The sequence below is a fragment of the Pseudoclavibacter sp. RFBJ3 genome, assembly GCF_002931375.1.
Classification (GTDB): Bacteria; Actinomycetota; Actinomycetes; order Actinomycetales; family Microbacteriaceae; genus Pseudoclavibacter.
This window is the reverse complement of the sequence record NZ_PSXZ01000006.1, coordinates 232,675-256,451: the sequence shown is the minus strand read 5'-3', so window position 1 is coordinate 256,451 and position 23,777 is coordinate 232,675. Positions and strand designations below refer to the sequence as shown.

26 protein-coding genes are annotated in these 23,777 nt (G+C 68.0%); 8 read left to right on the top strand and 18 right to left on the bottom strand.

The window, feature by feature from the left end:
• Positions 1-70: 70 nt before the first annotated feature.
• The 7 genes from C5E07_RS08690 to C5E07_RS08660 all read right to left on the bottom strand — a co-directional run bounded on the left by C5E07_RS08690 (position 71) and on the right by C5E07_RS08660 (position 5,565).
• Complete coding sequence (locus C5E07_RS08690; RefSeq protein ID WP_258063814.1) at positions 71-1,312, bottom strand: type II toxin-antitoxin system HipA family toxin; 1,242 nt, start codon at positions 1,310-1,312, stop codon at positions 71-73.
• 11 nt (positions 1,313-1,323) lie between these two features.
• Entirely contained in the window at positions 1,324-1,575 is a 252-nt protein-coding gene (locus C5E07_RS08685; protein ID WP_104299123.1) for a helix-turn-helix transcriptional regulator, read from the bottom strand.
• Positions 1,576-1,660: 85 nt separating this feature from the next.
• On the bottom strand, positions 1,661-2,020 hold the full coding sequence (locus C5E07_RS08680) for a hypothetical protein (RefSeq protein WP_104241063.1): 360 nt from the start codon (positions 2,018-2,020) through the stop codon (positions 1,661-1,663).
• 9 nt (positions 2,021-2,029) lie between these two features.
• A complete protein-coding gene (locus C5E07_RS08675) occupies positions 2,030-3,424 on the bottom strand; it encodes an FAD-dependent oxidoreductase (RefSeq protein ID WP_104299122.1) in 1,395 nt (464 codons plus the stop codon).
• 114 nt (positions 3,425-3,538) lie between these two features.
• The gene (locus tag C5E07_RS08670) at positions 3,539-4,102 is read right to left on the bottom strand and encodes a hypothetical protein (protein WP_104299121.1); all 564 of its coding nucleotides are present in this window, start codon (positions 4,100-4,102) and stop codon (positions 3,539-3,541) included.
• 77 nt (positions 4,103-4,179) lie between these two features.
• Positions 4,180-4,746, bottom strand: coding sequence for a hypothetical protein (locus tag C5E07_RS08665; RefSeq protein WP_146080554.1), 567 nt, complete (start codon positions 4,744-4,746; stop codon positions 4,180-4,182).
• An 87-nt stretch (positions 4,747-4,833) separates the two neighbouring features.
• Positions 4,834-5,565: an alpha/beta hydrolase gene (locus C5E07_RS08660; RefSeq protein WP_104299119.1), complete on the bottom strand. Its 732-nt coding sequence runs from the start codon at positions 5,563-5,565 to the stop codon at positions 4,834-4,836.
• 68 nt (positions 5,566-5,633) lie between these two features.
• On the opposite strand from C5E07_RS08660, the gene C5E07_RS08655 reads away from it, so the two are divergent.
• On the top strand, positions 5,634-6,818 hold the full coding sequence (locus C5E07_RS08655) for a cation:proton antiporter (protein WP_104299118.1): 1,185 nt from the start codon (positions 5,634-5,636) through the stop codon (positions 6,816-6,818).
• Between the two features lie 123 nt (positions 6,819-6,941).
• On the opposite strand, the gene C5E07_RS08650 is transcribed toward C5E07_RS08655, so the two are convergent.
• From C5E07_RS08650 to C5E07_RS08640, 3 genes are all read right to left on the bottom strand, one after another.
• Positions 6,942-7,433 carry a histidine phosphatase family protein gene (locus tag C5E07_RS08650; protein ID WP_104299117.1) on the bottom strand — a complete coding sequence of 164 codons (492 nt, stop codon included), beginning with the start codon at positions 7,431-7,433 and terminating at the stop codon, positions 6,942-6,944.
• A 180-nt stretch (positions 7,434-7,613) separates the two neighbouring features.
• Positions 7,614-8,456, bottom strand: a complete 843-nt coding sequence (locus C5E07_RS08645) for an alpha/beta fold hydrolase (RefSeq protein WP_104241070.1) — start codon at positions 8,454-8,456, stop codon at positions 7,614-7,616.
• 206 nt (positions 8,457-8,662) lie between these two features.
• Entirely contained in the window at positions 8,663-9,019 is a 357-nt protein-coding gene (locus C5E07_RS08640) for a hypothetical protein (RefSeq protein WP_104299116.1), read from the bottom strand.
• Between the two features lie 279 nt (positions 9,020-9,298).
• Between C5E07_RS08640 and C5E07_RS19175 the strand changes: the two genes are divergently transcribed.
• Together C5E07_RS19175 and C5E07_RS08635 are read left to right on the top strand one after the other, a co-directional pair.
• Positions 9,299-9,691 carry a hypothetical protein gene (locus C5E07_RS19175; RefSeq protein ID WP_146081438.1) on the top strand — a complete coding sequence of 131 codons (393 nt, stop codon included), beginning with the start codon at positions 9,299-9,301 and terminating at the stop codon, positions 9,689-9,691.
• A 287-nt stretch (positions 9,692-9,978) separates the two neighbouring features.
• The gene (locus C5E07_RS08635) at positions 9,979-10,548 is read left to right on the top strand and encodes a hypothetical protein (RefSeq protein WP_146080552.1); all 570 of its coding nucleotides are present in this window, start codon (positions 9,979-9,981) and stop codon (positions 10,546-10,548) included.
• A 75-nt stretch (positions 10,549-10,623) separates the two neighbouring features.
• Here C5E07_RS08635 and C5E07_RS08630 read toward each other — a convergent pair whose 3' ends face one another.
• Together C5E07_RS08630 and C5E07_RS08625 are read right to left on the bottom strand one after the other, a co-directional pair.
• Positions 10,624-11,070: a VOC family protein gene (locus tag C5E07_RS08630; protein WP_104241074.1), complete on the bottom strand. Its 447-nt coding sequence runs from the start codon at positions 11,068-11,070 to the stop codon at positions 10,624-10,626.
• Positions 11,067-11,546 (bottom strand): SRPBCC domain-containing protein, encoded by a 480-nt coding sequence (locus C5E07_RS08625; RefSeq protein WP_104299195.1) that lies wholly within the window; start codon positions 11,544-11,546, stop codon positions 11,067-11,069. The genes C5E07_RS08630 and C5E07_RS08625 overlap by 4 nt, the downstream gene beginning before the upstream one ends.
• A gap of 174 nt (positions 11,547-11,720) precedes the next feature.
• Here C5E07_RS08625 and C5E07_RS08620 point away from each other — a divergent pair, with 174 nt between their 5' ends.
• Both C5E07_RS08620 and C5E07_RS08615 read left to right on the top strand, forming a co-directional pair.
• Positions 11,721-12,149, top strand: a complete 429-nt coding sequence (locus C5E07_RS08620) for a YciI family protein (RefSeq protein ID WP_104241075.1) — start codon at positions 11,721-11,723, stop codon at positions 12,147-12,149.
• Between the two features lie 173 nt (positions 12,150-12,322).
• Positions 12,323-13,552, top strand: a complete 1,230-nt coding sequence (locus tag C5E07_RS08615; RefSeq protein ID WP_104299194.1) for an RNA polymerase sigma factor — start codon at positions 12,323-12,325, stop codon at positions 13,550-13,552.
• Between the two features lie 193 nt (positions 13,553-13,745).
• Here C5E07_RS08615 and C5E07_RS08610 read toward each other — a convergent pair whose 3' ends face one another.
• The gene (locus tag C5E07_RS08610; protein WP_104299114.1) at positions 13,746-14,447 is read right to left on the bottom strand and encodes a YceI family protein; all 702 of its coding nucleotides are present in this window, start codon (positions 14,445-14,447) and stop codon (positions 13,746-13,748) included.
• 196 nt (positions 14,448-14,643) lie between these two features.
• On the opposite strand from C5E07_RS08610, the gene C5E07_RS08605 reads away from it, so the two are divergent.
• Complete coding sequence (locus C5E07_RS08605; protein WP_104299193.1) at positions 14,644-16,371, top strand: long-chain-fatty-acid--CoA ligase; 1,728 nt, start codon at positions 14,644-14,646, stop codon at positions 16,369-16,371.
• A gap of 10 nt (positions 16,372-16,381) precedes the next feature.
• On the opposite strand, the gene C5E07_RS08600 is transcribed toward C5E07_RS08605, so the two are convergent.
• The gene (locus tag C5E07_RS08600; protein WP_104299113.1) at positions 16,382-17,602 is read right to left on the bottom strand and encodes an alpha/beta hydrolase; all 1,221 of its coding nucleotides are present in this window, start codon (positions 17,600-17,602) and stop codon (positions 16,382-16,384) included.
• 123 nt (positions 17,603-17,725) lie between these two features.
• Between C5E07_RS08600 and C5E07_RS08595 the strand changes: the two genes are divergently transcribed.
• Both C5E07_RS08595 and C5E07_RS08590 read left to right on the top strand, forming a co-directional pair.
• A complete protein-coding gene (locus C5E07_RS08595) occupies positions 17,726-18,028 on the top strand; it encodes a DUF4287 domain-containing protein (RefSeq protein WP_104299112.1) in 303 nt (100 codons plus the stop codon).
• Positions 18,025-18,477, top strand: coding sequence for a YchJ family metal-binding protein (locus C5E07_RS08590; protein ID WP_104299111.1), 453 nt, complete (start codon positions 18,025-18,027; stop codon positions 18,475-18,477). The genes C5E07_RS08595 and C5E07_RS08590 overlap by 4 nt, the downstream gene beginning before the upstream one ends.
• A gap of 130 nt (positions 18,478-18,607) precedes the next feature.
• Here the strand turns inward: C5E07_RS08590 and C5E07_RS08585 are convergent, their stop codons facing one another.
• The 4 genes from C5E07_RS08585 to C5E07_RS08570 form a co-directional block, all read right to left on the bottom strand.
• Positions 18,608-21,310, bottom strand: coding sequence for a phosphoenolpyruvate carboxylase (locus C5E07_RS08585; protein ID WP_104299110.1), 2,703 nt, complete (start codon positions 21,308-21,310; stop codon positions 18,608-18,610).
• Between the two features lie 109 nt (positions 21,311-21,419).
• The gene (locus C5E07_RS08580) at positions 21,420-21,896 is read right to left on the bottom strand and encodes an SRPBCC domain-containing protein (protein WP_104299109.1); all 477 of its coding nucleotides are present in this window, start codon (positions 21,894-21,896) and stop codon (positions 21,420-21,422) included.
• Positions 21,897-21,905: 9 nt separating this feature from the next.
• Entirely contained in the window at positions 21,906-23,015 is a 1,110-nt protein-coding gene (locus C5E07_RS08575) for a DNA alkylation repair protein (RefSeq protein WP_104299108.1), read from the bottom strand.
• Positions 23,002-23,742 (bottom strand): TetR/AcrR family transcriptional regulator, encoded by a 741-nt coding sequence (locus C5E07_RS08570; RefSeq protein ID WP_104299107.1) that lies wholly within the window; start codon positions 23,740-23,742, stop codon positions 23,002-23,004. Before C5E07_RS08570 ends, C5E07_RS08575 begins: the two co-directional genes overlap by 14 nt.
• Positions 23,743-23,777 lie beyond the last annotated feature (35 nt).

Below are 23,777 nucleotides of genomic sequence, written 5' to 3'. Positions count from 1 at the left end.
TTCGTCACAGCCCGTCATCGCCGGCACCAGCTCGACTTCTCCGCGCGGCGACGGCAGGCTACTCGACGGGCTACTCGACGGGCAGAGGGTGGCCGACCGCTTTCCCCGCGCGCAATCGTTCCGTAAAGGTCCGGATCTGCGCGGTCAAGTTCGGGCACGAGCCCTCAATGGGCTGCTCAGTAGCGACTGCGGCCAGAATCTCATCGAGCGTCTCGTTGACAAGTCGCTCTGCACCGCGGAGTCCCCATGACGTGAGCTCGGACACGACATCCGAACGCTCCATCAGGTGATGCTCGTAGCGACCGTTCACCGCCAACGCGAGTCGACCATCCACCCCAGCCTGATGAGCTTGCGGCACCACGTCGTACGCGGGGGCCAGACGCGTGCGACCGTTGACGGGGTGCAGCAGCCCAAGGTTCTTGGTGTGCAAGTCCAGGTTGCCGACGGCGACGCTGAGCACGAGCATCCGCGCCAGCAGGACCAGATCGTTCGAACGCGACTGCCCACGCAGCGCCTGGGCGACACGCTTCAAACTCGTGACGCCGCCCAGCTCTTGGTACTTCTGATTGCCCGACGCTCCGAGAACCTGGCTGAAATCCTCCTGGTGGATGCGCGCTCCATCGACCCGGTCGAACCTCTCGACAACAAGCGCCGGCAAGCCATCGAATTCGGCGACCGTCGTCGAGAAGGATGCAAGCCCAAGCCGCCGCGCCAGTCGCGCACCGTACTCCTCGTCGAAGATCACCGTCGGGTTCGCCGACAGCCTCGGCTTCAGGATGTGCGTCGACGGGTAGCCACCGAAAGCCTGGCTCCACTGCGCCCCGCCCATCGCCGATGCTGTTGCGGCCAACACGATCTTGGGCTGCACGCCAGCCAGCGACGATTTGCCGACCTCGGCGAGGTTCCCAAGTGATGCGGACAGCGGGTCCTCAAGGAGTGCCCGAATCTGGCTGTCGTCGACCGGACTCGTGCCAGGCGCACGAGGCTCCGTCGGATCGTCCACATCCCAGAGCTGCACCGCACCCGCCACGTCGCGCCCGTAGCGAGCGAGGAACCCCAAGACATCTCCGGGACGAAGGCCCGCCTGAGTCCGCAGGTACTCGTACTGATCGCCCTCTGGTAAGAGCTCTGCGAACCAGTTTCGACGTCTGCCCGCCTTCGCCCGGGTCTGGCGAGCGACCAGCGGGAGCTCGACCCCGAGAATGCTGCTGTTTGTTCCAAACTCGGCGATGCCGGCCGTGGACGCAACGAAGTCGAACGACCGAGAGTTATCGCCCTCGAGTTCCCCGACGACGACGCCGTAGAGCTCCACCGCCAAGCGCATCAGCGCGGCCCGGTCGGCTCGTCGGTTCGCTGCTCCCAGCTCGCAGACAACTCGATATCCAGCTCGTGCATCAGATCGAACAGTCTCCGCAGGTAGATCGTCGTCTTCCCGCTCTCGATCTCGCTCACCGCACTCTGCGACAGCTGCAGACGCTCGGCGAGCTCAGCCTGGCTCAGACCGGCTTCGAGTCGCGCCTGCTGCACCGCCAAGCCGAAATCGGCAGGCGCATGCAGTCGAGCACGAGCAACCATGATGAACTCCCATCTGAATATTCAGATACTACTCGAGTATCTGAATATTCAGATGGAAGTCGCCTATCTGGATAATCCGATACGCCTACGCGTCGACGACCCCCGTGAAGCGGGTCCCGATGCCATACGAGAACTCCCGGGTCGTTCCGGCGGCGGGCTCCGGCAACTCGTCGAGGTCATGGTTGTCGCACGACACGTACGTGAACTCCGGCCACCACTTCTTGGGCCGCACCTTCTCCACCGTCCCGCACACCTCGCACGTCAGCGTCGCCCACACGGGGCGCTTGCCCGTGCGGTTCGCCCGCGACTGCGCCAGCCACGCCGGCGGGTTCGCGTCCAGCTCCGCCAACGCCTCCTCGGCGATGTACGGGGGCAGGCCGTTCCGCTTCGCCATCTCCAGAGGGATGTCGAGGCGGATCGCTGCATCATGTCGGCTGAGCTTCATCCCGCCAGCCTAGAGCGCAGGCGCGCCGGCGGAGTCCGCGGCCGGGTTCGCGGCCGTGTTCGCAGCCGGCAGCGGAGCGAGGTACCTGGCCAGGCTGTCGTCGAGCTCATCCACCCACTTCGTGTGGTGCGTGGATGCGATCGTGCCGGTCATCACGGAACGGTAGGCGCGGTCGCGGTACCCCATGATGTCCTCCGCCTTGTCGTGCTTCCACTCGAGGAAGATCTCCACGACCTCATCGAGGTCGAACATGGGGTAGTCGGTGGCCCCGATGAGGTCACGCACGTAGTCGGCCTGGAAGCGGATCTCGTCCGCGGCCCCGCCGATCGCGTGGAAGCGCTCGAGCCACGCCTCGATGTCGGCCCGGCGCGCATCCACGCTCGGCAGCACGACGTCGCCCAGGATCACGTCGCGCACGAACCAGGCCTGCGCGTCGAACATGTTGAAGGTGAACCACTGGTCCTGCGCGCCCAGGTAGAAGAGATGCGGGTTCTGCTCCCACACCACGCCCTTGTAGAGGCCCTCCGGGTACACGTTGTTGGGGGAGTCGAGCGCCAGCTCGCTCGGGAGGAACGGGTACTTGTGCAGGTAGCCCGTGCACAGGACAACCGCGTCGAAGTCCTTCTCCGTGCCGTCCGCGAAGTGCGCGGTCGAGCCGTCGAACCGCGTCACGAGCGGGCGCTCCTCGAAGCCGAGCGGCCAGTCGTAGCCCATCGGCGCCGTCCGGTAGCTCGCGGTCACCGAGCTCGCACCCATCTTGTGGGCCTGGCTGCCGATGTCCTCCGCCGAATAGCTGGAGCCGATGACCAGCACGTCCTTGCCCCGCAGGTTCTCCGCGCCGCGGAACTCGTGCGCGTGGCTCACCTGGCCGGGGAACGTCTCCAGGCCCTCGAACGTGGGCATCTTCGGGAACGAGAAGTGCCCGGATCCCACGACGATGCGGTCGAACACCTCCCGGCTCGTCTTCTTCGACTCCAGGTCCTCGCTCACGAGCGTGAACTGCTGCGTCGCCTCGTCGAAGTCGACCCAGCGCACCACCGTGTTGAAGCGCACGTGCTTGCGCACCCCGGCGCGCTCGACGCGGCCCGAGATGTAATCCCACAGGGCCGGCCGCGGCGGGTACGAGGAGATGGGGCGGCCGAAGTGCTCGTCGAAGCTGTAGTCAGCGAACTCGAGGGCCTCCTTCGGGCCGTTCGACCAGAGGTTGCGATACATGCTCGAGTGGACGGGCTCGCCGTGCTCGTCGAGGCCGGTCATCCACGTGTAGTTCCACTGGCCGCCCCAATCCGCCTGCTTCTCGAAGCAGACGATCTCCGGGATCTCCCGCCCCTGCTCTGCCGCCGACTCGAACGCTCGAAGCTGTGCCATGCCGCTCGGGCCCGCACCGATGATCGCAATTCTCATGTTCTGTTGTTCCCTGGTTCTGTATGTCTGGTCGAGTTACGTATGACGCTGTACCGACCACCAGGTTAACAAGTCGCGTTCTCGTCGCCGCCGACGGCGACGCGGATGCGCCGCTCAGGGCATGCAGACAGCGCTGTCCTCTTCGAGCTCGGTGCCCGACGAGTCGTAGCCGCCGGTCTGCACCGAGCCGGCGACGATGGCCGTCCCCATCGTCGAGAACGTGTACGTCGTCGTGACCAGAGGGGTCGGCTTCGCGGGCGCCTCCGTGTCGAGTCCGTAGACCGCGCCGAAGTCAGGAAGCTCGGGGAGCTCCAGCTTCTCGGTGTCCGTCTTCAGCGTCAGCTCGTGCTCGTCGGCGAACGCCTGCATGGAGGACGCAGTCCAGCCCTCCTGGCTGCGGGTCGCATCCAGTGCCGGCTTCAGCTCGGTCTCGCACCGCTCAGCCAGCGTCGAACGGAAGACGAGCGTGCCCCCGAAGATCGTGGCCGCGATCGCCAGCAGGCAGAACACGACGCCGCCGAACCTGATGTAGCCGAGGTACGCGTCGCTCCAGTTCGGCTCGCGGTCGCGGAACATCCACCGCTGGCCCGTCGATGCGGCAGCCGCCGGCCAACCGGCCTGCCACACCCCGAGCACGGCGAAGAGTGCGGCGACGGCGAAGATCGGGAAGAAGTCCATGAGGGCTGATGCTAGACCCGACGCGGGGTGCCACGCGCGCTCCGTGAACGCCAGGTCACCGCGTCGTCGCGCCTCGCTCAGCAGGCGCAGGTCATGCTCGCGAACTGGTTCAGCCCGACGACCGCGAAGACGACGCCGGTGATGAGGAACACGGGCGCCCCGAGGATGCCGCACCAGAAACTCGGCGCCTGCTTCTCGCTCGGCAGGAAGAAGGTGACGATCGCCACCACAATCGCCCACAGCGACACGGGGGCCAGGAACGGCTGCTCGAACACCCAGATCATCGGCACCCAGTGCAGGCCCACGATGAGCAGCATGACGGGCGCCATGAGCTCGCCCTTCTTCTTCCGCAACAGGATGATCGCGGCGATGATGCCGCCGACGACCTCGACCGCCACCATGGCGATGTAGACCGCGAACGGCACGGAGTCGACCCGCAGGGCCGTCGCGCTCGTCCAGTTCCTGATCGCTGTCGGCAGCGTGATGCCCACAAGTGCGACGCCGGCGAGGCTCAGCACCCCGAAGACGATGCGCCAGGCCCAATGTCGGGGCCGCTCCTGCGCCCACCCCGCCCAGACGAACGTCGCGAAGCCGAACAGGGACGCAGTGAAGATGACATCTCTCGGGAATTCGACGGACAGCATGCGCACCCCTTCATCGTTCATCGATGTGCGGCTCAGCCTAGGGGAGCGAGCCGCCCCGGGGCGGGGGAGAGGTGCCCTGACTCCTCGTCAGATCAGGTCGCGGATCGCCCCGTAGCTCGCATCCACGTCGTGCAGCCAGAACGGGTGGCCGACCTCGGGAAGCTGACGCACCTGCCACCCGAGAGCCTCGAGCTCGGCGGGCATCGGGGCCGGAACCACGGCCTTCCCCTCGGCGGAGAGCACGATCGTGGATGGCACGACCGGGACGGCAGGCGCGTACGGGGCGTGCGCGACCTGATCGAAGATGCCCACCGTCATCTTCCCGTCGAAGCGCTCCTTCGCCCGAGCATTCAGCGCCCGCGTCTCTGCCGAGTACCGCTTGGTGTCATTCGTCCCCGTTGCGGCGCCCGCCAGCATCACGAGTGGCAGCGTCACTCCGGACAGGGCCCAGAACACGCGCGCCCCGACTCCCTCGCTCGGCAGTCCGAGCTTGAACCCCGGATCGAGGTAGATGGCCCGCTCGGGGCGAAGCCGGGGCGCCGCCCGCACGAGCAGGGCACCGCCCAGCGAATGCCCGACCGCGCTGTGCAGGTCGTGCGGAAGCGTCTCGATCAGGTCATCGACGAACTTCTCGAGTCGGTAGCTCTCGGCCCGCGGGCTCTCGCCGTGGCCCCGCAGATCGACGGCGATGGCCGTGTACTCGCCAGACTCGGCGATGCGCCCGGCGAGCGAGCCCCACAGCTCGGCGCTCGCGCCGATGCCGTGCACCAGCGCCACCTTCCGCGGGCCGTCGCCGGTGGTGATCGTGTGCAGCTTCATGCATCCGCTCCAGTGCTCGTGTCCGAATCGCCGCCCACGCTACGCGTGCCCGCTGTTACTCTGAGCGCGTGTCGGAACCCGGGGTCTTCCTCATACCGGCCCTCGCAGTGCTGGCCCCCCTCTTCACGCGCAGCATCTCGCGCTGGGTGAAGGTGCCCATCGTCGTGTTCGAGCTCCTCCTGGGCATCGCCGTCGGGCCGAGCTTCCTCGGCTGGGTCGACAAATCGGACCTGCTCGACTGGCTTTCCGAGTTCGGCCTCGCCGCCCTCTTCTTCGTCGCCGGCAACGAGATCCGCTTCCGCAGCCTCGGCGGCGGCCCACTCGCCCGCGCATCGCTGGCCTGGGTCGCGAGCCTCGTCATGGGGCTCGCCGCCGGGTTCCTCATCGCGCCGGGAGAGGCGGCCGTCATCATCGCGATCGCCCTCAGCTCGACCGCGCTCGGCACGCTCATCCCCATCCTCCGCGACGCTGGGGAGCTCAGCTCGCCCTTCGGCAAGGCGACGACCGCGATGGGAGCGGTCGGCGAGTTCGGGCCCCTCGTCGCGATCTCCATCTTCCTCGGCACCCGCTCCCCGGGCGTCTCCACGCTCGTGCTCGCGCTGTTCGTCGTCATCACCGGCGTCGCGATCTTCGTCGCGGTGCGCATGCAGCACGGGCACCTGCATCGGCTCGTGAGCGCGAGCCTCCACACCTCAGGTCAGTTCGCGGTGCGCGTCGTCATCTTCACGCTCGCCTGCCTCGTCGCCCTCAGTGCGATGCTCGACCTCGACATCCTCCTCGGCGCCTTCGCCGCCGGCGTCATGTGGCAGATCATCATGCGCAGCGCGCCGGAGGCCGACCGCGAGCAGGTCGAGAGCAAGATCGAAGCGATCGCCTTCGGCTTCCTCGTGCCCCTCTTCTTCATCTACACGGGCGTCACCTTCAACCTCGATGCGCTCCTCGGCAGCCAGCTCGCGCTCATCCTGCTGCCGGTGTTCCTCATCCTGCTGCTGGCGATCAGGGGGCTGCCCGCCCAGATCGTCGCACCGCGAGGCGCGGGCAACCGCGAACGGGCGGGCATCGGCCTCCTCAGCGCGACAGCCTTACCCATCATCGTCGCGGTGACCGCGATCGGCGTCGACCAGAAGGTCCTCGACCCCGGCCTCGCGTCGTCGCTCGTCGGAGCGGGAATGCTCTCCGTGCTGCTCTTCCCTATCCTCGGCATGGCGCTGCGGCCAGCCGATGCGACGCGGCACGAGAGCGCCAACTTCTGACGCAGCGAGATTGCCGCCGGAAAACGGCGAGATTGCTGACGGGACACGGGGCTTCGACCGAACAGTCTGGGGCGGCGGCCGTCAGGTGCGGCGACCGTCAGAGACGGCGCTCGTGTGGAGAGGTCAGCGCGGCGCTCGGAAGGCCGTGATGTTCGCGGAGTTCCAGCGCAGCGCATCCCACTCGCCGTGGAACGTCAGCACGGTGATCCCCGAAGTGGGGTAGCCGTGCCGGATCTCCCGAGCCAGCTCCGAGTCCTTGTCGGCGGCCAGCGCGATCGCAGTGCCCGAGACGGTCGGCTCGTGGCCGATGACGAGCAGCGTCTGCACCTCGGCGTCGGTCTCCTTGACCTGCTCGAGGTAGTCGTCCTCGCCACCCATGTAGAGGGTGCTCGGGAACTCGGCGGGAGCGAGGATCTCGGCGGTCTCGAGCGTCTGCCGCGTGCGGGCAGCCGGCGAGCAGAGCACCTTGTCGACCTTCGGCGCGTTCGCGCGCAGCCAGTCGCCGGCCTCCGTGGCCTCCTGCACGCCCCGGTCGGCGAGCGAGCGCTGGCGGTCGTCGATCGTCATCGGATGCTCGGCCTTGGCATGGCGGAGAAGGATCAGAGTGCGGGGCATGGGGCCAGCCTAGAGAACGAGATGGGCAACACGTCGAAGGCTGACCGCGTCGGTCGCTTTCGCGAGCTGCATGGGTCGGCAGCGACTGTTTCGCTACGCGATCGCGCCCCGCGCATCCGCTTTATATCTTTGATATCTGCGGATGTGCGGGGCGCGACGTCGTGCGGACTGCTCGGTCTGTCAGGCCTTGACGAACTTCAGGAGCGCCGCGTTGACTTCCTCGGTGTGGGTCCACAGGAGTCCGTGCGGGGCACCGTCGACCTCGACGTACTCGGCCTCAGGGAACGCCGCGTGGAACGGGCGGCCCGTCGCATCGATCGGCAGGATGTTGTCGCTCGTGCCGTGCAGGATGAGCGACGGCTTGCCGCTCGCGCGCACCGCCGCGACGTCCTCGCGGAAGTCCTCGATCCACGTGGGCACAACGGCATAGGCGGCGACCGGCGCCGACTGGGTTGCCGTCGTCCAGTTCGCGTCGACGACCTCCTGGCTGATGCGGGATCCCAGGTTCTCGTCGAGGTTGTAGAAGTCTTTGTAGAAGTTCGTGAACCAGGCGAAACGGTCGGCCTTCGCGTTGTCCGAGATGCCGTCGAAGACCTCCTGCGGAACGCCCGTTGGGTTGTCGTCACGCTGCACGAGGAACGGCTCGAGCGAGGCGAGGAAGGCCAGCTTCGCAACGCGGTCGTGACCGTGCTTGCCCACGTACCGCGCCAGCTCGCCGGTGCCCATCGAGAAGCCGACCAGGATCACGTCGCGCAGGTCGAGGGTCTCGAGGACCACGTTCAGGTCGTTCGCGAACGTGTCGTAGTCGTAGCCCTCGGTCACCTTGCTCGACTCACCGAAGCCGCGGCGGTCGTACGTGATGACGCGGTAGCCAGCGGCCAGCAGCTCTCGCGTCTGCCGTTCCCAGCTCGCCCCATTCAGGGGGTACCCGTGGATGAGGACCACCGGCTGCCCCGCGCCGTGGTCCTCGTAGTAAAGCTCGATGTCCGTGCTGTTCTGCGTCCCGACCTTGATGTAGCCCATAGCGGTGCTCCCTTCATCGTGGCGAATGCGACCGGCCCCGAGACGAGATCGTGCGGCGAGGCGTCGCGGAGACAATCCAAGGGCACGCGCCTGACCGCGAACCGAGACTGTGACACCGAGAGGCTCCGAGCGTCACCGTCTTGAGTGCGGAGGCGAGAGTCTCAGCGGGCGGGGCCGGGTGTGGTCGTGATCGTGGTCGCGGTGGGTCAGGCCGTCTGCACGGTCCGGAGGTCACCTGCGGGTGGGAACGGCAGTAGGTACTCGTTGTGCGGCACGGTCATGTCACCCCAGTCCTCGCGCTTCACGCGGATGCGGATCGCCGACACCTCCGTGATGCGCACACGGGTCCAGCGGCCGTCCTCGAGGCGCAGCTCGTAGGCGTCGGCGAGGTAGCCGATGCCGGTCTCCTCTAGGAGGGTCTCGGCCTCCAGCCAGTCGATGGCATCCGAGCGCTCCCGCCCGAGCAGGTCGATGACGACGAAGCCGTCGCCGCGCGGGCACATCCACCCGAGGAGCTCGCCGTCTCCTCGTCGGTGCTCGATCCATTCGCTGGGTGCAGTCATGCGTCGATGCTAGCCAGCCGCCGGAGACGGTTGGCGAGGTGTGGATAACTTCTGCGCGAATTCTCGGAGGCCACTACGTTGACGCCCATGCGTTCAGGGGAGAGAAGCAGGCGTGCCGTCAGGGCCGCGCTGCTCGTCATGCTCAGCGTCGGGTCGGCCGTCGGGGTGAGCGGATGCGCGCCCCAGGAACCGGCCCCAGGGCCACCCCCCAGTCCAACGCTCAGCGCGCCGACCGGCACCGCGCCCGTGCTGCCGACCAGCGAAGAAGCCCTCGCGATCGTGGAGGAGCTCGTGCCGAAGTTCCTGGCTGCGGAGGCAACCGCCTCGCAAAACGGAAATTTCTCAGAACTTGAAGCCCTTGCAGCAGGTTCTTACGTCGACAGTGTCCGCGCTGGTGTGACAGATCTAGCTGCGAAGGGGCATCGTCTTGTGGGTGCGCCTCACGTGTCCAACTTGAGCGTCCAAAGTGTTCAGCCCGACGAGAACGGCGTGAAAATCTCGAGTTATGCCTGTCAGGACATTTCTGGCGTGGATGTCTTGGATGCCCTGGGAAATAGTGTTCAGCCTGAGGGCCTTATGGACCGTTCAACGATGGTTTATGGGGTCGTTGGCAGCGGCGACCACTTTGTCGTGAAGGAGGCTGCACCTTGGCCAGGAGAGTCCTTCTGCTAGTCGCGTCGCTCGCTCTCGTCTTGAGTCCTACAGAGAGGGTCGCGCCGTCGACGCTTGACTGCACGCTCATCGAAAGCGCAACTGGCGTCTGCGGTGCATCGAATGGTGGCGACAGCGTCAACATTCAGGTGGAAGAGACGTACTCGGACGAGTCCGCTTCTCCGGACTTCTCCGACGCCGGCGGGGGCGGGTGGGACGACGGAGAGAGCGGCGGAGATGGTGGCGATGCAGCTGGCCCGGGCGGCCCGCCTTCGTTCCCGCCCAGCGTGAGGGCTCTGGCGTCGCCGATGAGCTCGCTCCTCACGCCGGTGCAGTGCCGAGGCTGCGGTGGCGGTGGGGGAGGCGCACGACCGACCGTGCCGGCCCCGCCCAGGAGCTTCACGATCAGCGACGTGCTCACGCTCGCACCGGCCTCGGTGACGCTCACGGCGGAGCCGTCCACGTGGAGCATCGTCGGCTCCCACACGAACTTCTTCACCACAGCGACCGAGCACACCGCTGCAGGCACCGTCCTCGGGCACCCCATCACCGTGACCTTCACGCCCGTGTCCTACCGATGGGACTCCGGCGACGGCACCACGCGGGAGACGACCACGCCGGGAGCGAGCTGGGTGGCACTCGGCCAGGAGGACTTCACCGCAACGGCAACCAGCCACGTCTACCGCGAGAAGGCCTCCGTGCAGGCTTCCGTCACCGTCGTCTACGCGGCAAGCGTGACCCTCGCGAGCGGCACGAGCATCCCCGTCACCGGCACGCTCGACCGAGCCTCCGCGGCTGTGCCGATCGAGCTCTTCACCGCCGACACCGTCATCACCGTCGGCGACTGCAGCGAGCACCCGCAACAGCCCCGTTGCTGATCTGCCCCAGACAACGACCGTCGCGAACGAAGGCGAGCGAGCACGAACGCGAACTCGAACCCAGCTCGAGGCCGGCTACTCCTGCCCGGCCTGATCGAAGACGACGGAACCGTCAGGCAGCACCGCCCAGCCCGGGTTGTGCGCCACCTCCCAGACGACGCCATTCGGGTCCTCGACGAGCCCATGGAAGACCCCGCCGAACTCACCCTCCTGCGGCACCTTCAACATCACCCCGCCACCGGAAGCCATCGCCGACACCACCGCGACGACCTCCTCCCGGCTGCCCACGTTGTGCGCCAGCGTCACACCGGACACCGTCGACCGCTGCTCGCCCGTGCCCAGGTCACGGTCGAACTTCTCCGCATCGAAGAAGCCAAGCACCTGACCGGCCCCGATCTGGAAGAACAGCACCTCGCCCACCACATCCAGCAGCGGCTCCCACCCCAGCGCCTCCGAGTAGAAGCGCCGCGCCTCGTCCAGATCACGAGTCGCGAACGTCACGAAGTTCACCTGCTGCTTCACGAGCGACCCACGAACGCCGACAGGTTCTCCAGCGACGACGACATACCGTCGACGTGGTCCGCCTGAGTGATGCCGCTCGGCACGTCGTAGGCCGAGACCGTCACCAAGGTCCCGCCAGGGAACTCCGCCAGCTCCCACACCATCGTCATCGTTCCAGCGAACGCGGGGTCTTCCGACTCGAACACGACCTGCTGCGAGACCCGCTCGTCGGGCACGAGCTCCACGAGTACAGACGCCGAGACGTCCCGAGACTCGGACGTCTTCCCGCCACCCGCCGGCGCCTCCGCGTAGGTGAGCTCGAGCACGCTGCGCCCGCCCACCCAGGGCTCGAAGCTCAGGTACCTCCCCGACATGCCCTGCGGCGGCAACCAGGACTCAAGCGCCCGCTGGTCCAGCAAAGCCCCGTAGACATGGGATGCGCTCGCTGGCAGCACCCGGGAGACCCGGTCGACGCGTGGTTCGAAATCGCTTGTCATGACCGGAAGGTAACAACCCGAGGTGGGGATGCGCCGACCGGCCTGCAGAAGAAAATCCAAAGAAGTTTCCGACGTGTGTCGATTCCGCCGGCTCCTGTTCGACGCAATAGTAGAAGGGTGCTGACCGGCACCCTGAAACCGGCCCCGAATGGGTCGCAGACAAGGAGAACCATCATGAAGTTCATGCTCATCATGCGCGCCACCGACGAAGCCAAGGCCTCCTACGAGAACACCGACTTCACCGAGATCATCAACGCCATGGGCAAGTACAACGAGTCGATGATGGAGGCCGGTGTCCTGCTCGCAGGCGAAGGCCTCGCCGACGACCTCAGCACGGCGTTTGTCGTCGACTTCACCGGCGAGCAGCCCGTCGTCACCGACGGCCCATACGGCGAGACGCATGAGCTCTTCAACGGCTTCTGGATCATCGAGACCGCAACCCGCGACGAAGCCATCCAGTGGGCGTCCCGCGCCCCACTCCAAGGTCCAGGGTCGAAGCTCGAAGTTCGCCGCGTCACCGACATGAGCGATTTCGAAGGCCACGAAGACAACGAGTACCTCCGCAAGGAAGAGGGCTGGCGCGAGGAACAGGCGGGCGCCTGAGACCCGGCACGTCTCGAGTCCTCACCTCGCCAACGGCCATGACCGCCTCCGAGCACGGCCACGAACCTGAGACGCGCGGCGGCTCTGCCAGGGGTGCTGCCGCTTCCGCTTCCGCTTCCGCTTCCGCTGCCGTTGACGTCGACGTCGACGTCAGCAAAGCTCCGCGGGCGAGCATGGCGGCTATCGATGCGGTCTGGCGCATCGAGAGCGCGAGAATCGTCGCCACCTTGACGAGGATGGTCGGCGACGTCTCCCTCGCAGAGGACCTCGCGCAGGAAGCGGTCGCCGACGCGCTGACGCAGTGGCCGGAGTCGGGCGTCCCGCTCAACCCGGGTGCCTGGCTCACGGCCGTCGCCAAGCGCAAGGCCATCGACGGATGGCGGCGGCGCGAGCGACTCGACGAGCGCTACAGCGCCATCGCGCGCGACCTCAGCGAAGCGGATGCATCCGCGAGCGACGAGTGGGAGCCGATCGGCGACGACGTCCTTCGGCTCATGTTCGTCGCCTGCCACCCGGCGCTCTCCCGCGAAGCCCAGGTGGCCCTCACCCTGCGCATCGTCGGTGGCCTGACGACTGGCGAGATCGCGCGCCTCTTCCTGCTGCCGGTCGCGACCGTGCAGCAGCGCATCGTGCGCGCCAAGAGGAGCCTCGGCGCCGCCAAGGTGCCCTTCGAGACGCCCGACCCCAGCGAATGGACCGCCCGCCTCAAGGGGGTCCTCGCCGTGATCTACCTCATCTTCACGGAGGGGTACGCGGCGACTTCCGGCGACCGCTGGCTGAGATCCGACCTCGCGGCCGAGGCGCTGCGCCTCGGCCGCGCCCTGAGCAGCATGCTGCCGCGCGAGCCGGAGGTGCTCGGGCTCGTCGCGCTCATGGAACTGCAGTCCTCGCGCTTTGCGGCGCGCGAAGCGGCGGATGGCACCCCGATCCTCCTCGCAGACCAGGATCGTCGCCGCTGGGACCGATCTGCGATCCTCCGCGGTCGAACCCTCCTGGCGCGAGCGGATGCGCTGGGCAAGGGGCGAGGCACCTACTGTCTGCAGGCCGCCATCGCCGAGCGTCATGCGGTCGCAACATCCGTTGCGAACACCGACTGGCCGCAGATCGTCCTGCTCTACGAGGTCCTCGGACGCATCGCGCCGAGCCCCATCGTCGAGCTCAACCGTGCGGTGGCCGTGTCGATGGCGACGGGACCCGCCAGCGCATTGGCGATCGTCGACCGGCTGGGTGCATCCGGTGCTCTCGCCGGCGGTCCGCTGCTCGCGAGCGTCCGCGGGGAGCTGCTGGTGCAGCTCGGGAGGGTGGATGAGGCTCGCTCCGAGCTGCTGGTCGCTATCCAGCTGAGCGGCAACGAGCAGCAGCGCCGGGTGCTGCAAGGCAAGCTCGACGCGCTCGGGGCCTGAAACCGGGGTCGCGCTGAAGCCGCGTCACGCAGAAACGACCAACTTGCGTGACAGGCGGGCTGCCCGGGCCAAGTTCTGGCCGGATGCACCGGTTCTGTCACGCAAGTTGGTCAGCGGATGGAGTGCGAGGACGGGCGTGTGGGGCGGCCTGGAGACGAAGCCCAGGCCGGAGGTGTCGGCTGGGCGACGAACGCTAGGCGCGCTCGAGCACCAGGAGGAACTCGACGTCGCCAGTGGGCTCGACGGAGACGAACCCGAGGTTCGGCGCCTCGACACCGTAGTCGGCGAAGGTCACGGGGATGCTGCCGGCGACCTGCACGGTCTCGCCGTCGAGGCCGGCCGTGATGTCGATGCTCACCTGCTGGCTGACGCCGTTGAGCGTGAGCGTGCCCGTCGCCGGGATGGTCTCCTGCGTGCCTTCGGCGAGGCCATCGAGTGCTGCGACGGGCTCGTCGAGCGTGAAGGTCGCTTCCGGGTTCGTGGTCGTGTCCAGGGCTTCGGTGCGGAAGTACTCGTCGCGGCGCTGCTCGTCGGTCGCGATGGACGCCACGTCGACCGTGATGTCGGCGGCCGTGAGCTCGGTGTCGGTGGTCGTGAGGGTGCCGGAGACGGTCTCGGTGCGTCCGGTGACGGTCACATCCGTGCCGTTGAGGACCTCGTCGACGCGGTAGCCCGCGTAGGAGCCAGCGGCGACGGTCCAGGAGCCGGCGAGCGATCCGACATCCGCGCTGCTCGGGGTCGTGGATTCGATCTCGAGGGCAGGAGCTTCAGCTGCGGGGGCGGCGATGACATCGCGGTAGATCATGGGGCCGAACACTGCGGCCGCGATGCCGATCACCACGACGACAGCCGCGATGACGATGCCGATGGTGGCATTCTTCGATGGCTTCTTCATAGTTGTAGCTTGAAGCACTTTTCTATGGACGAGCTATGGGTTTGGCGTCACCTTCGTCTGAGAAGAGGACTGGTGCTTTCATCCGCGACCCGTCTATGGCACGGCCCTGACCGACGCACGGCTCCAGCACAACCGCCCCGTCATAAGGTTCGAGTGCACCGCTGTGCGCGCAGCCGTGATCGTCGAAGGGACCCCGGTGAACGACGCCAACGAGACCAGCAAGACTTCCGCCCTCGCATCCCGGCCATGGCTGGCCGCCTACGCGGAGGACGTGCCCCACGACATCCCGGAGGTTCGGGAATCGCTCGTGGACCTGCTCGACAACGCGGTCAAGCGGTTCGGGTCTCGACCCGCGCTCGAGTTCTTCGGGGCGGAGACCAGCTATGGCGAGCTCGGCGAGCAGGTTGCTCGGGCTGCTGAGGGGCTCCGCAAGCTCGGAGTCGGGGCCGGAGACCGTGTGGCGCTCGTGCTCCCCAACTGCCCGCAGCACGTCGTCGCCTTCTACGCCGCGCTCCGTCTCGGTGCCATCGTCATCGAGCACAACCCGCTCTACACGGCCCGGGAGCTGCGGCACCAGTTCGAAGACCACGGCGCGAAGCTCGCGATCGTCTGGGACAAGGTCGCGGACCTCATCTCCGAGCTGCCGAGCGATGTGGTGCCGGAGACGATCGTCGCCGTCAACATGTCCTCGGCGCTCCCGTTCGGGAAGCGACTCGCCCTGCGCCTGCCCATCGCCAAGGCCCGCGAGTCGCGCGAGGCCATGACGGCAGCGCCCTCGGACCGCAGGGTGCTCAAGTGGGAGCGCATCGCGAACGCCAAGCGCATCTCGAAGCGAGTGCCGCATCCCGGCATCGATGACGTCGCGCTGCTGCAGTACACGAGCGGAACGACCGGCAACCCCAAGGGGGCCATCCTGACGCACCGCAACCTGCGCGCGAACGCGGCGCAGGGACGCGCCTGGGTGCCGGGCCTCACCGAGGGGCGCGAGATCTTCTACGGCGTCCTTCCGCTCTTCCATGCGTACGGCATGACGCTGTGCCTGACCTTCGCCATGAGCCTCGGCGCCAAGCTCGTCCTCTTCCCGAAGTTCGACGTCGATCTCGTGGTCGCGGCGGCGAAGGCGTCGCCGCCGACGTTCCTGCCCGCGGTTCCGCCCATCTACGACGCGCTCTCGCGGGCGTCCTCCCGCAAGGGCGTCAGCTTCACGAGCATCCGCTTCGCGATCTCCGGGGCCATGAGCCTGCCAGTGAAGACCGTCGAACGGTGGGAGGAGGTCACCGGCGGACTCCTCGTCGAGGGGTACGGCATGACCGAGACCTCACCGGTCGCGCTCGGCAACCCGGTCGGTCCGAGCCGCCGCCCCGGCACGGTTGGGGTGCCGTTCCCGAGCACGCACATCCGCGTCGTCGACTCCGAGGATCCGAGTGTGGAGCGTGCCTTCGGCGAACCGGGCGAGCTGCTCATCCGCGGCCCCCAGGTCTTCCAGGGCTACTGGAAGCGCCCCGACGAGACGCGGGAGGTGCTGCTCGCCGGTGGCTGGCTTCGCACGGGTGACATCGTCACCGTCTCGGACGACGGGTTCGTGACGGTCGTCGACCGCATGAAGGAGCTCATCATCACGGGGGGCTTCAACGTGAGCCCCTCAGAGGTCGAGGAGGCGCTCACGGCGCATCCCGACGTGGAGGGGGCGGCAGTCGTCGGCCTGCCCCGCAGCTCCGGTGGCGAGGATGTGACTGCCGCCGTTGTCCTCCGGGAGGGCGCCGCGTTCGATGCAGATGCCCTTCGTGACTTCTGCCGCTCCCGCCTCGCGTCCTACAAGGTGCCGAAGCGGGTCGTGCAGGTCGACGAGCTGCCGAAGTCGCTCATCGGCAAGGTGCTCCGTCGACAGGTGCGGGACGGGCTCGTCGCGAAGCGCAGCGAGTAGCGCCGAGAGGCTAGCGAACGAGGCGCGCATCGAGCCAATCGAGGAGCACCTCGTTGACCGCGGTGCGAGCGAGCGGCTCGCAGTGTGCGTCGGCGCCGTTGACGGCGGTGAAGCGGACGAGCTCTGCTTCGGGGACAAGCGACGCGAGTTCCTCGGATTGTCCTGGCCAGAACTGCTCGTTCTCCGGTGCCGTGATGAGCAGTGGCGTCGTGATCGAGCTGGCGAGCTCAGCCGTGAGGCGATACTTCTCGACCTCCCGGTAGACGGCGAAGTAGCCGGTGCTGGCGTACGGCTTCGCGCGGAAGCTCCACACTGCGCGCTCCGCAGCGCTGTGGCCGAGACCCAGCTTCATGTACTGGTCGAAGTGCTTCGAATCGCCCTTCGCGAGTTCGTGGCGCAGGGGAGCGGGCAGGTGCGAGAGCCATGAAGTCGACACGTCCGTCACCCCGGGGTCGACGATGGCCGCGGCCACGCGGTGCTCGAACGCGAGCGCTCGTGGCACCCAGTAGCCGGCCTGGCTGACGCCGTAGACCGCGACCCGTGAGGCATCCACACCTGAGAGTCCGAGCGCCGTGTCGACGACCGGCGTCAGCACAGCCTCGAAGTCGGGCCTGAAGTGCGACCCGGCGACGAGCTGGCTCTGCTGGCCGGGGCCGTCGAAGTACAGCACGGCGTAGCCCCGGGCGGCGGCCGATGCTCCGATCGTGGAGTAGAGGTCGGTGAGTGTTCCGTCGCTGCCGTTCACGAGCACCAGGAGCGGAGATGGCCCGTCCTCGGCACCGACCTCGGGACGCTGCAGGTAGCCGGGGAGCCTTCCCTTCCCGAAGCGGATCGAGAGTCGCTCCAGCGGCACTCGCCGGAGGTCCGCGAAGCGATCCCAGGCAGCGCGGTGCAGCGCGAAGGCGTTCGTGTAGCCGTCATCGTCGCCGATCGCAGCGATGGCGTTCAGGGCATGGCCGTAGTAGGCGGATGCGCGAAGCCACTGGGCTGCGGCCGTCGCGCTTCGCCCATTGCCCGTCGAGACCTCGGCAAGCTGCCGCGTGACCTGGGCTCGGGCGAACCACGCCCTGATCCACGACTCCCGCTTCCCGTCCTCTATGGCGGCGAGCGTTGCGAAGATCTCGCCCAGATCGCCGGCACCCGCACCGACGGATCCGAGGACGACCTTGGCCTCGAAGTTCTGGTCTGCGTCGTGGAACAGCGGCCGCGACAGTGCTGGATGGTGCGACATAGCCTCATCTTCCTCCTGCTCTGGCGGGCCCGGTCCGATCCGCAGGCATTTGGAAGGAAGGTCGGGTCGTTAGGATGCCAGCACGGTTCTCCGGCCAGAGGCGAGCCAAGGGAGGGTGCATCCATGTCGTTCCAGTCGTACCTCGACAACATCGAGGAGAAGACGGGCCTCACGCCGCGTCAGTTCATCGCGATCGCGAAGGAGAAGGGTCTCGATGGCGAGGCCACGAAGGCCGGGGAGATCCTCGCCTGGCTCAAGGAGGACTACGACCTCGGTCGAGGCCACGGGATGGCGCTGGTGCACGTCATCAAGAAGGGGCCGAAGATCAGCGACAAGCACGTCGGAAGGGCGGGCCCGCACGGCGACGAGTCGGACACCCTGTGGCTGGATGGCAAGGCCACCAAGCCTTCGGCGGCGAGCGAATGAGCGAGGCAACGGCAGCGTCCCACGACGCGGCGCCGGGCACGGAGACCCAGGCCGAGACCCAGACTCGGGCCGAGCCCTGTCCATGCGGAAGGGGGGCCACGTACGCCGAGTGCTGCGGCGTCTTCCACGCAGGCGCCCCAGTTCCGACAGCTGAGGAGCTCATGCGATCCCGGTACTCGGCGTTCGCTCGCGGGTTGCCGGACTATCTCAATGCGACCTGGGACGCGGAGACCCGCCCAGCTGACCTCGAGCTCGAAGACGGCACGGTGTGGCGGCGTCTGCAGATCGTCGACACGTTCGACGGCGCAGAGGGCGACTCGACGGGGGTCGTCGAGTTCCGGGCGTCGTACCGTGACGGCGACGGTGCAGGCCTCCTCCACGAGCGCGCCCGCTTCAGGCGAAGCGACGGGCGCTGGGTCTACGTCGATGGCAGGGTCATCCGCGACTGAGGCGCGCACCTGGGAGGGACCTGCCCTTTCGTGTCTCCACCAGCCAGCCGGGCCACAACGACGAAGAGGCCGCCATCCCCACGGGGATGACGACCTCTCGCTGCGTCGGCGACACGAGTCGCCGGCGGCGTCAGCCGGTGTTCTGGAGACCGGCGGCGACGCCGTTCACGGAGAGCAGCAGGAGCCGCTGGAGCTCGGCGGCCTCATCCCCGTCTGGCTTCCTGGCGTCGTCACGCAGCCTACGGAGCGCGCGCAGCTGCAGGAGCGAGAGCGCGTCCACGTAGGGGCTGCGCATCTTCACGGCGCGCTGCAGCACGGGCTTGCGCTCGAGCAGCTCGGCACCACCCGTGATCCGGGTGACCCAGCTCGCCGTGAGGTCGAGCTCGCTCGTCACCAGCTCGGCGAGCTCCGGGCGGTCGCCGAGCTCCAGGTAGCGGCGGGCGATGCGTCCGTCCGTCTTCGCGAGACTCATCGCGACGTTGTCGATCATCGACCTGAAGAGCGGCCATTCGGCGTAGGCGGCCTGCAGCTGGTCGAGGTCGCCGACCGCGTCGAGCGCCGTGCCGAGGCCGAACCAGCCGGTCAGGTTGATGCGCGCCTGCGTCCACGCGAACACCCACGGGATGGCGCGCAGGTCTTCCAGGGACTCAACGGAGAGCCCGCGGCGGGCGGGGCGCGACCCGAGGGCGAGCATCCCGACCTCCTCCATGGGGGTCACTCGAGCAAACCACGGTGCGAAACCGGGGGCCTTCACGAGCGCGAAGAACCGCTCGCGTGACGCGGAGTCCATGGTCGCGGCGACCCCTGCGTACTTCTCGGCGGCATCCGCGTTGCGGGTCTCCGTCGACGGGGCCGAGGCGAGGAGCGTCGCCGAGATGACCTGGTCGATGTGCCTGGCCGCGATGTCCGGGTCGCCGTACCTGGCGAAGATGACCTCACCCTGCTCGGTCAGCTTGAAGCGACCGTCGACGGAGTGCGGCGGCTGGGCCAGGATCGCGACGTTCGCGGGGCCGCCGCCGCGGCCGAGCGCACCGCCGCGGCCGTGGAAGAGGGTGAGCTCGATGCCGTTCTCGCGGGCCCAGGCGGCGATCTGGCTCTGCGCCTCGTACAGCGCGAGCGTCGCAGCCACCGGCCCGACGTCCTTGGAGGAGTCGGAGTAGCCGAGCATGACCTCGAGCCTGCGCCCGTTGCCGGCGAGCAGCTCGACGACCTCGGGCTGCTCGAGCATCTCGGCGAGGATGCGAGGAGCCGCCTGCAGGTCGGCGAACGTCTCGAAGAGGGGGATCACGTTGAGTGCGGGCGGAGTCGCCCCGGGGCCCGTCGCCGCGACGGCGAGCTTGTAGACGTTGGCGATGTCCTCGGACGACTGCGTGAAGGACACGATGTAGCGGCCTGCCGCGCGCGGGCCGTGGCGCTCCTGGATGAACGCGATCGAGCGGAACACGTCGAGCACCTCGGCGGTCAGCTCGCTGGGCTCCGCGCCCGCCTCCTGCTCGGCGAGTTCGGCGAGCACCTTGCGGTGCACCTGCGAGTGCTGGCGCACCTCGAGCTCGGTGAGGTGGAAGCCGAACGTCTCGACCTGCCAGATGAGGTGCTGCAGCTCGCCGTAGGCGTGCCGGCCGGCGCCAGCGGCGACGAGCGATGCCTGCAGGATGCGCAGCTCCCGCAGCAGCTCGTCCGGCACCTTGTAGGCGAGGTCCGCGTTGCGTCTCCGGGTGGCTTCGATGCGGCGGGCGATGAGCAGCAGGATGCGGCGGTGCGGCTCTCCGGGCGAGCGCTGGGCGATCTCGGCCGCGGCACTCTCGTCGCCGCTGCCGAGGCGCGCGAGCAGGGTTGCGGCGGCCGCGTCGAGGGGAGTGGTGTCGGCGCCGAGCGTGAGCGTGCGCCCGATTCGAGCCGAGGCGCGCTCGAGGCCGAGGAGGACGTGCTCGGATGCGATGACGGCTGCCTGACGGCTGACCTTCGCGGTCACGAACGGGTTGCCGTCTCGGTCGCCGCCGATCCAGGAGCCGACGCGCACGAAGGGTTCGGCGATGGGCTTCGACGTTCCAGAAAGCGCACCCTGCAGGGCCTCATCGACTCGGCGGTAGACGCGGGGGACCGTCGTGAAGAGGGTCTCGTCGAAGACGGCCATGACGGTGCGCACCTCGTCGACGGGCGTCGGCTTGTCGCTGCGCAGCGGCGAGGTGCGCCACAGCAGGTCGATCTCCTCGAGCAGGCGACGGGTCAGCTCCTGAGCGGCGGGGCTGCCCTCGGATGCGCCACCCGAGAGCCGCTGCTCGTCGCGTTCCTCGAGCAGGTCGCTGATGCGACGGATCGCGGAGGAGACAGCCCGTCGGCGGGCCTCGGTCGGGTGCGCCGTGAAGACGGGGTGGAAACGCAGGGCGCGGACGCGCACCGACGCGGCATCGGCGCCGATCTCGTCGCTCAGGCGCGCGAACGCCTGCGAGATCGTGTCTTCCTGCTGCTTCGATGGTGAGGTGCCGCGGGCGCGAAGCACGCGCACGCGGTGGTGCTCCTCGGCGAGGTTCACGAGGTGGAAATAGCAGGTGAACGCCCGCGCGACCTCGTCTGCTCGTGCCGGTGAGAGCGCGTCCACGAGCTCCTCGGCGGAGGCGAACGAGTCGTTCGCGGCCGCGCCGTCGTGCTCGTAGGCCGAGATCGTGAGGCGACGCAGTCGCTCGACGTCGTCGAGGAGCTCGGGGCCTCCCGTCTCTGTCAGGACCTGGCCGAGCAGGGTGCCGAGGAGGTGCACGTCAGAGCGCAGCTCATCTGGCAGTTCAGCGCCAGCCTCAGTGCGGCTGGCGGGGGAGTTCGTTGGGGCTTCGAGCATGAGCCCAGGCTACCGATGCTGTGTATCGACAATGTGACACGGCATCCATCATGACCGGGAATGACATCCGCTCGGGTGATGCGAGGAGAAGTGGGGATCGCGCGGTCGGTCAGGCCTCTGCAGAGGGGACCTCCAGGTAGTCCTCGAAGACGGGCGTCTCGAGGCCGTCCTTGGCCGCCAGCATCAGGTCGAGGTAGTAGTTCCAGCCTGCCCGGATGTCCGAGAGCATCGCCACGGGCACCTCGAAGTGCTCGAAGACGAGCCGAGTGGCCGCGCCCCGCACCCCGGACTCCGCCAGCGAGACACGCAGGTGCCACGATCCGGCTGCATCCTCGGTCGTGACCTCCAACAGGCTCGGGGCCTCGCAGCGCCGGATCGTCGCGGCGCTTGCCGGGGCACCCTCCTCGGCCACGAGCTGCAGCCCGATCCGGCCGCGCTGCTCGTCAGTGAAGTGCCACGGGCCGATCCACTTGGCTGTCTTCTCGCTCGCCGTGAACCACAGCCACAGCTCCTCCCGAGCGGCGTCCACGCTCCGCTCGAGACGAATGGTCTCGGTGTCGACTGCTTCGGAGGGTTCTTCGGACATGCGGGTATCTCAGCACACCGGGTCGAGAGCCAGGTCGAATTCGGCGAATCCGTGCCGGACACCGTTGACCTGCAGCTCGATGGCATGCACGCCGGGATGGTAGCGGCGCGTGGTGATGGGTCTGACGGCGTGCCGTTTGCTGATGCTGAGCGTGGCGCCCGGTGCGAGTGTCGTCGTCGAGATCTTGAACGTCTTCGGGGTGCGGCTGCCGTCCGCCTTCACGTGGTGCACGACGTAGTCGACGACGAGATCCGCCGCGACCTCACCACGATTCGTGATGCTGGCGGTGATGAGCAGTTCCTCGCCGAGCACCATGCTCGTGCGATCGAGCGTGGGCCCCTCCACGACGACCTCCGCCGAGCCGAAGCCGAGGAGCGCCAAGGCGTCGGGGTCTCCCCGTTTCACGAGCGTCCTGAGGGCGTGGCGAACGAGTCTCGGCGTGTGCTCGTCACCGTCGGCGAGCCACGCGGCGGCCGTCTCGCAGACCAGGGCCCCGTCGTGCCTGCTGATGTCGTTCAGGTGGTTGGCGACCGATCGGCGAACGACCTCGCTGTCGTCGCGGTAGAGCGCATCCAGAATCGGGATGCACAGGCGCGCATCGCGGGTGATCTCGGCGACCCGAGTGCCCCACGGCAGGTACGGCCGTGTCCCCTCAGACGCGAGCCGACGCACATGCTCGTCGTCGCTCCTGGTCCACTCGAGCATGATCTCGAGTGCCCGCTCGAGCCTCGCCCGCAGCATGGGCCGCACCGCCCACTCGCAGGTCAGCCGAGGGGTGAGTTCCGCGAGGAGCTGCATGCCGTCGTCGAACGCCGCAGCGCCGCCATCGGCGATGGCGGCAGCGGAAACCGCATTCGAGATCGGCCACACCATCCACCCTTCGAGGGCGGACGACTCCAGCGCACGGCGGATGATCGCGGCGAACTCGGGGTAGCCGACCGGGAGGTCCTCCAATATGGAGGCAGCGAGGTGGGAGCTCCGCGCGCCGAGGGCGAGCCCGTCGAGGCCATCAGCGGTCGCCCGCGTCGCGGAGAGCTGACGGCCTCCGGCCGCCGATTGCAGCAGCTGCACCATCGCGGACGCCTGTTGGGCTCCGAGGAGCTCATCAGCGAAGGGCATGCTGAGCCTCCTCCGTGCGCGAGGTGCTCAGCGCGTCGTCAGTCATCTCGGAGACGCCGGTGGTCTGGTAGTCGCCGAAGGCCGAGTCCACGAGCTTCTCGACGCGCTCGGCGCTCTCGGGCGTCGTGAGGCCGAGCAGGATCATCCGCCAGTGCACGCCGATACGCTCCACGAGGTCCTGCCGGTCGGTCAGCGCGCCAGAGAGCAGCTGCGTGCCCGTGAAGGACGAGACGAAGAGCGAGCTGACGTGGTCGGCACTGAAGTCACCGCGGATGCTGCCCTCTCGCTGGCAGATGCGAATGACGGGACGGATGCGCGCGAGCCAGTCGAGGTAGGAGCCGTGCGAGAGGAAGCTCGAGCCGATCTCCGACGTCACGATGACGCCTGCGAGGACCACGACGTCGCTCTGCAGGAGCTTCGCGAAGGCGACGGACACCTTCAGGAGCGCGTCGATGCCGCTTGCCGCCGACCTCGTGGCCTCGGCCACCGCATTCGATGCCCGCGCCGCGTATTCGCCGAGGACCGCCTCGGCGACCGCCTCGCGGGTCGCGAAGTGGTGGTAGAAGGCCCCGTTCGTGACTCCCGAGTTCGCCCGAATGCGCGACAGGGTCGAGCTGGCGAAGCCGTACTCCACGAAGGTGGTGGCCGCTGCGAGCACCAGGCGACTCCGAGTCTGGATGCTGCGCTGCTGCTGGGGTCCGCCGGCCGATCGGGCGAGGGCATTCATAGCCAGTGAGTGTAGTGACGATCGGGGCAGTACCG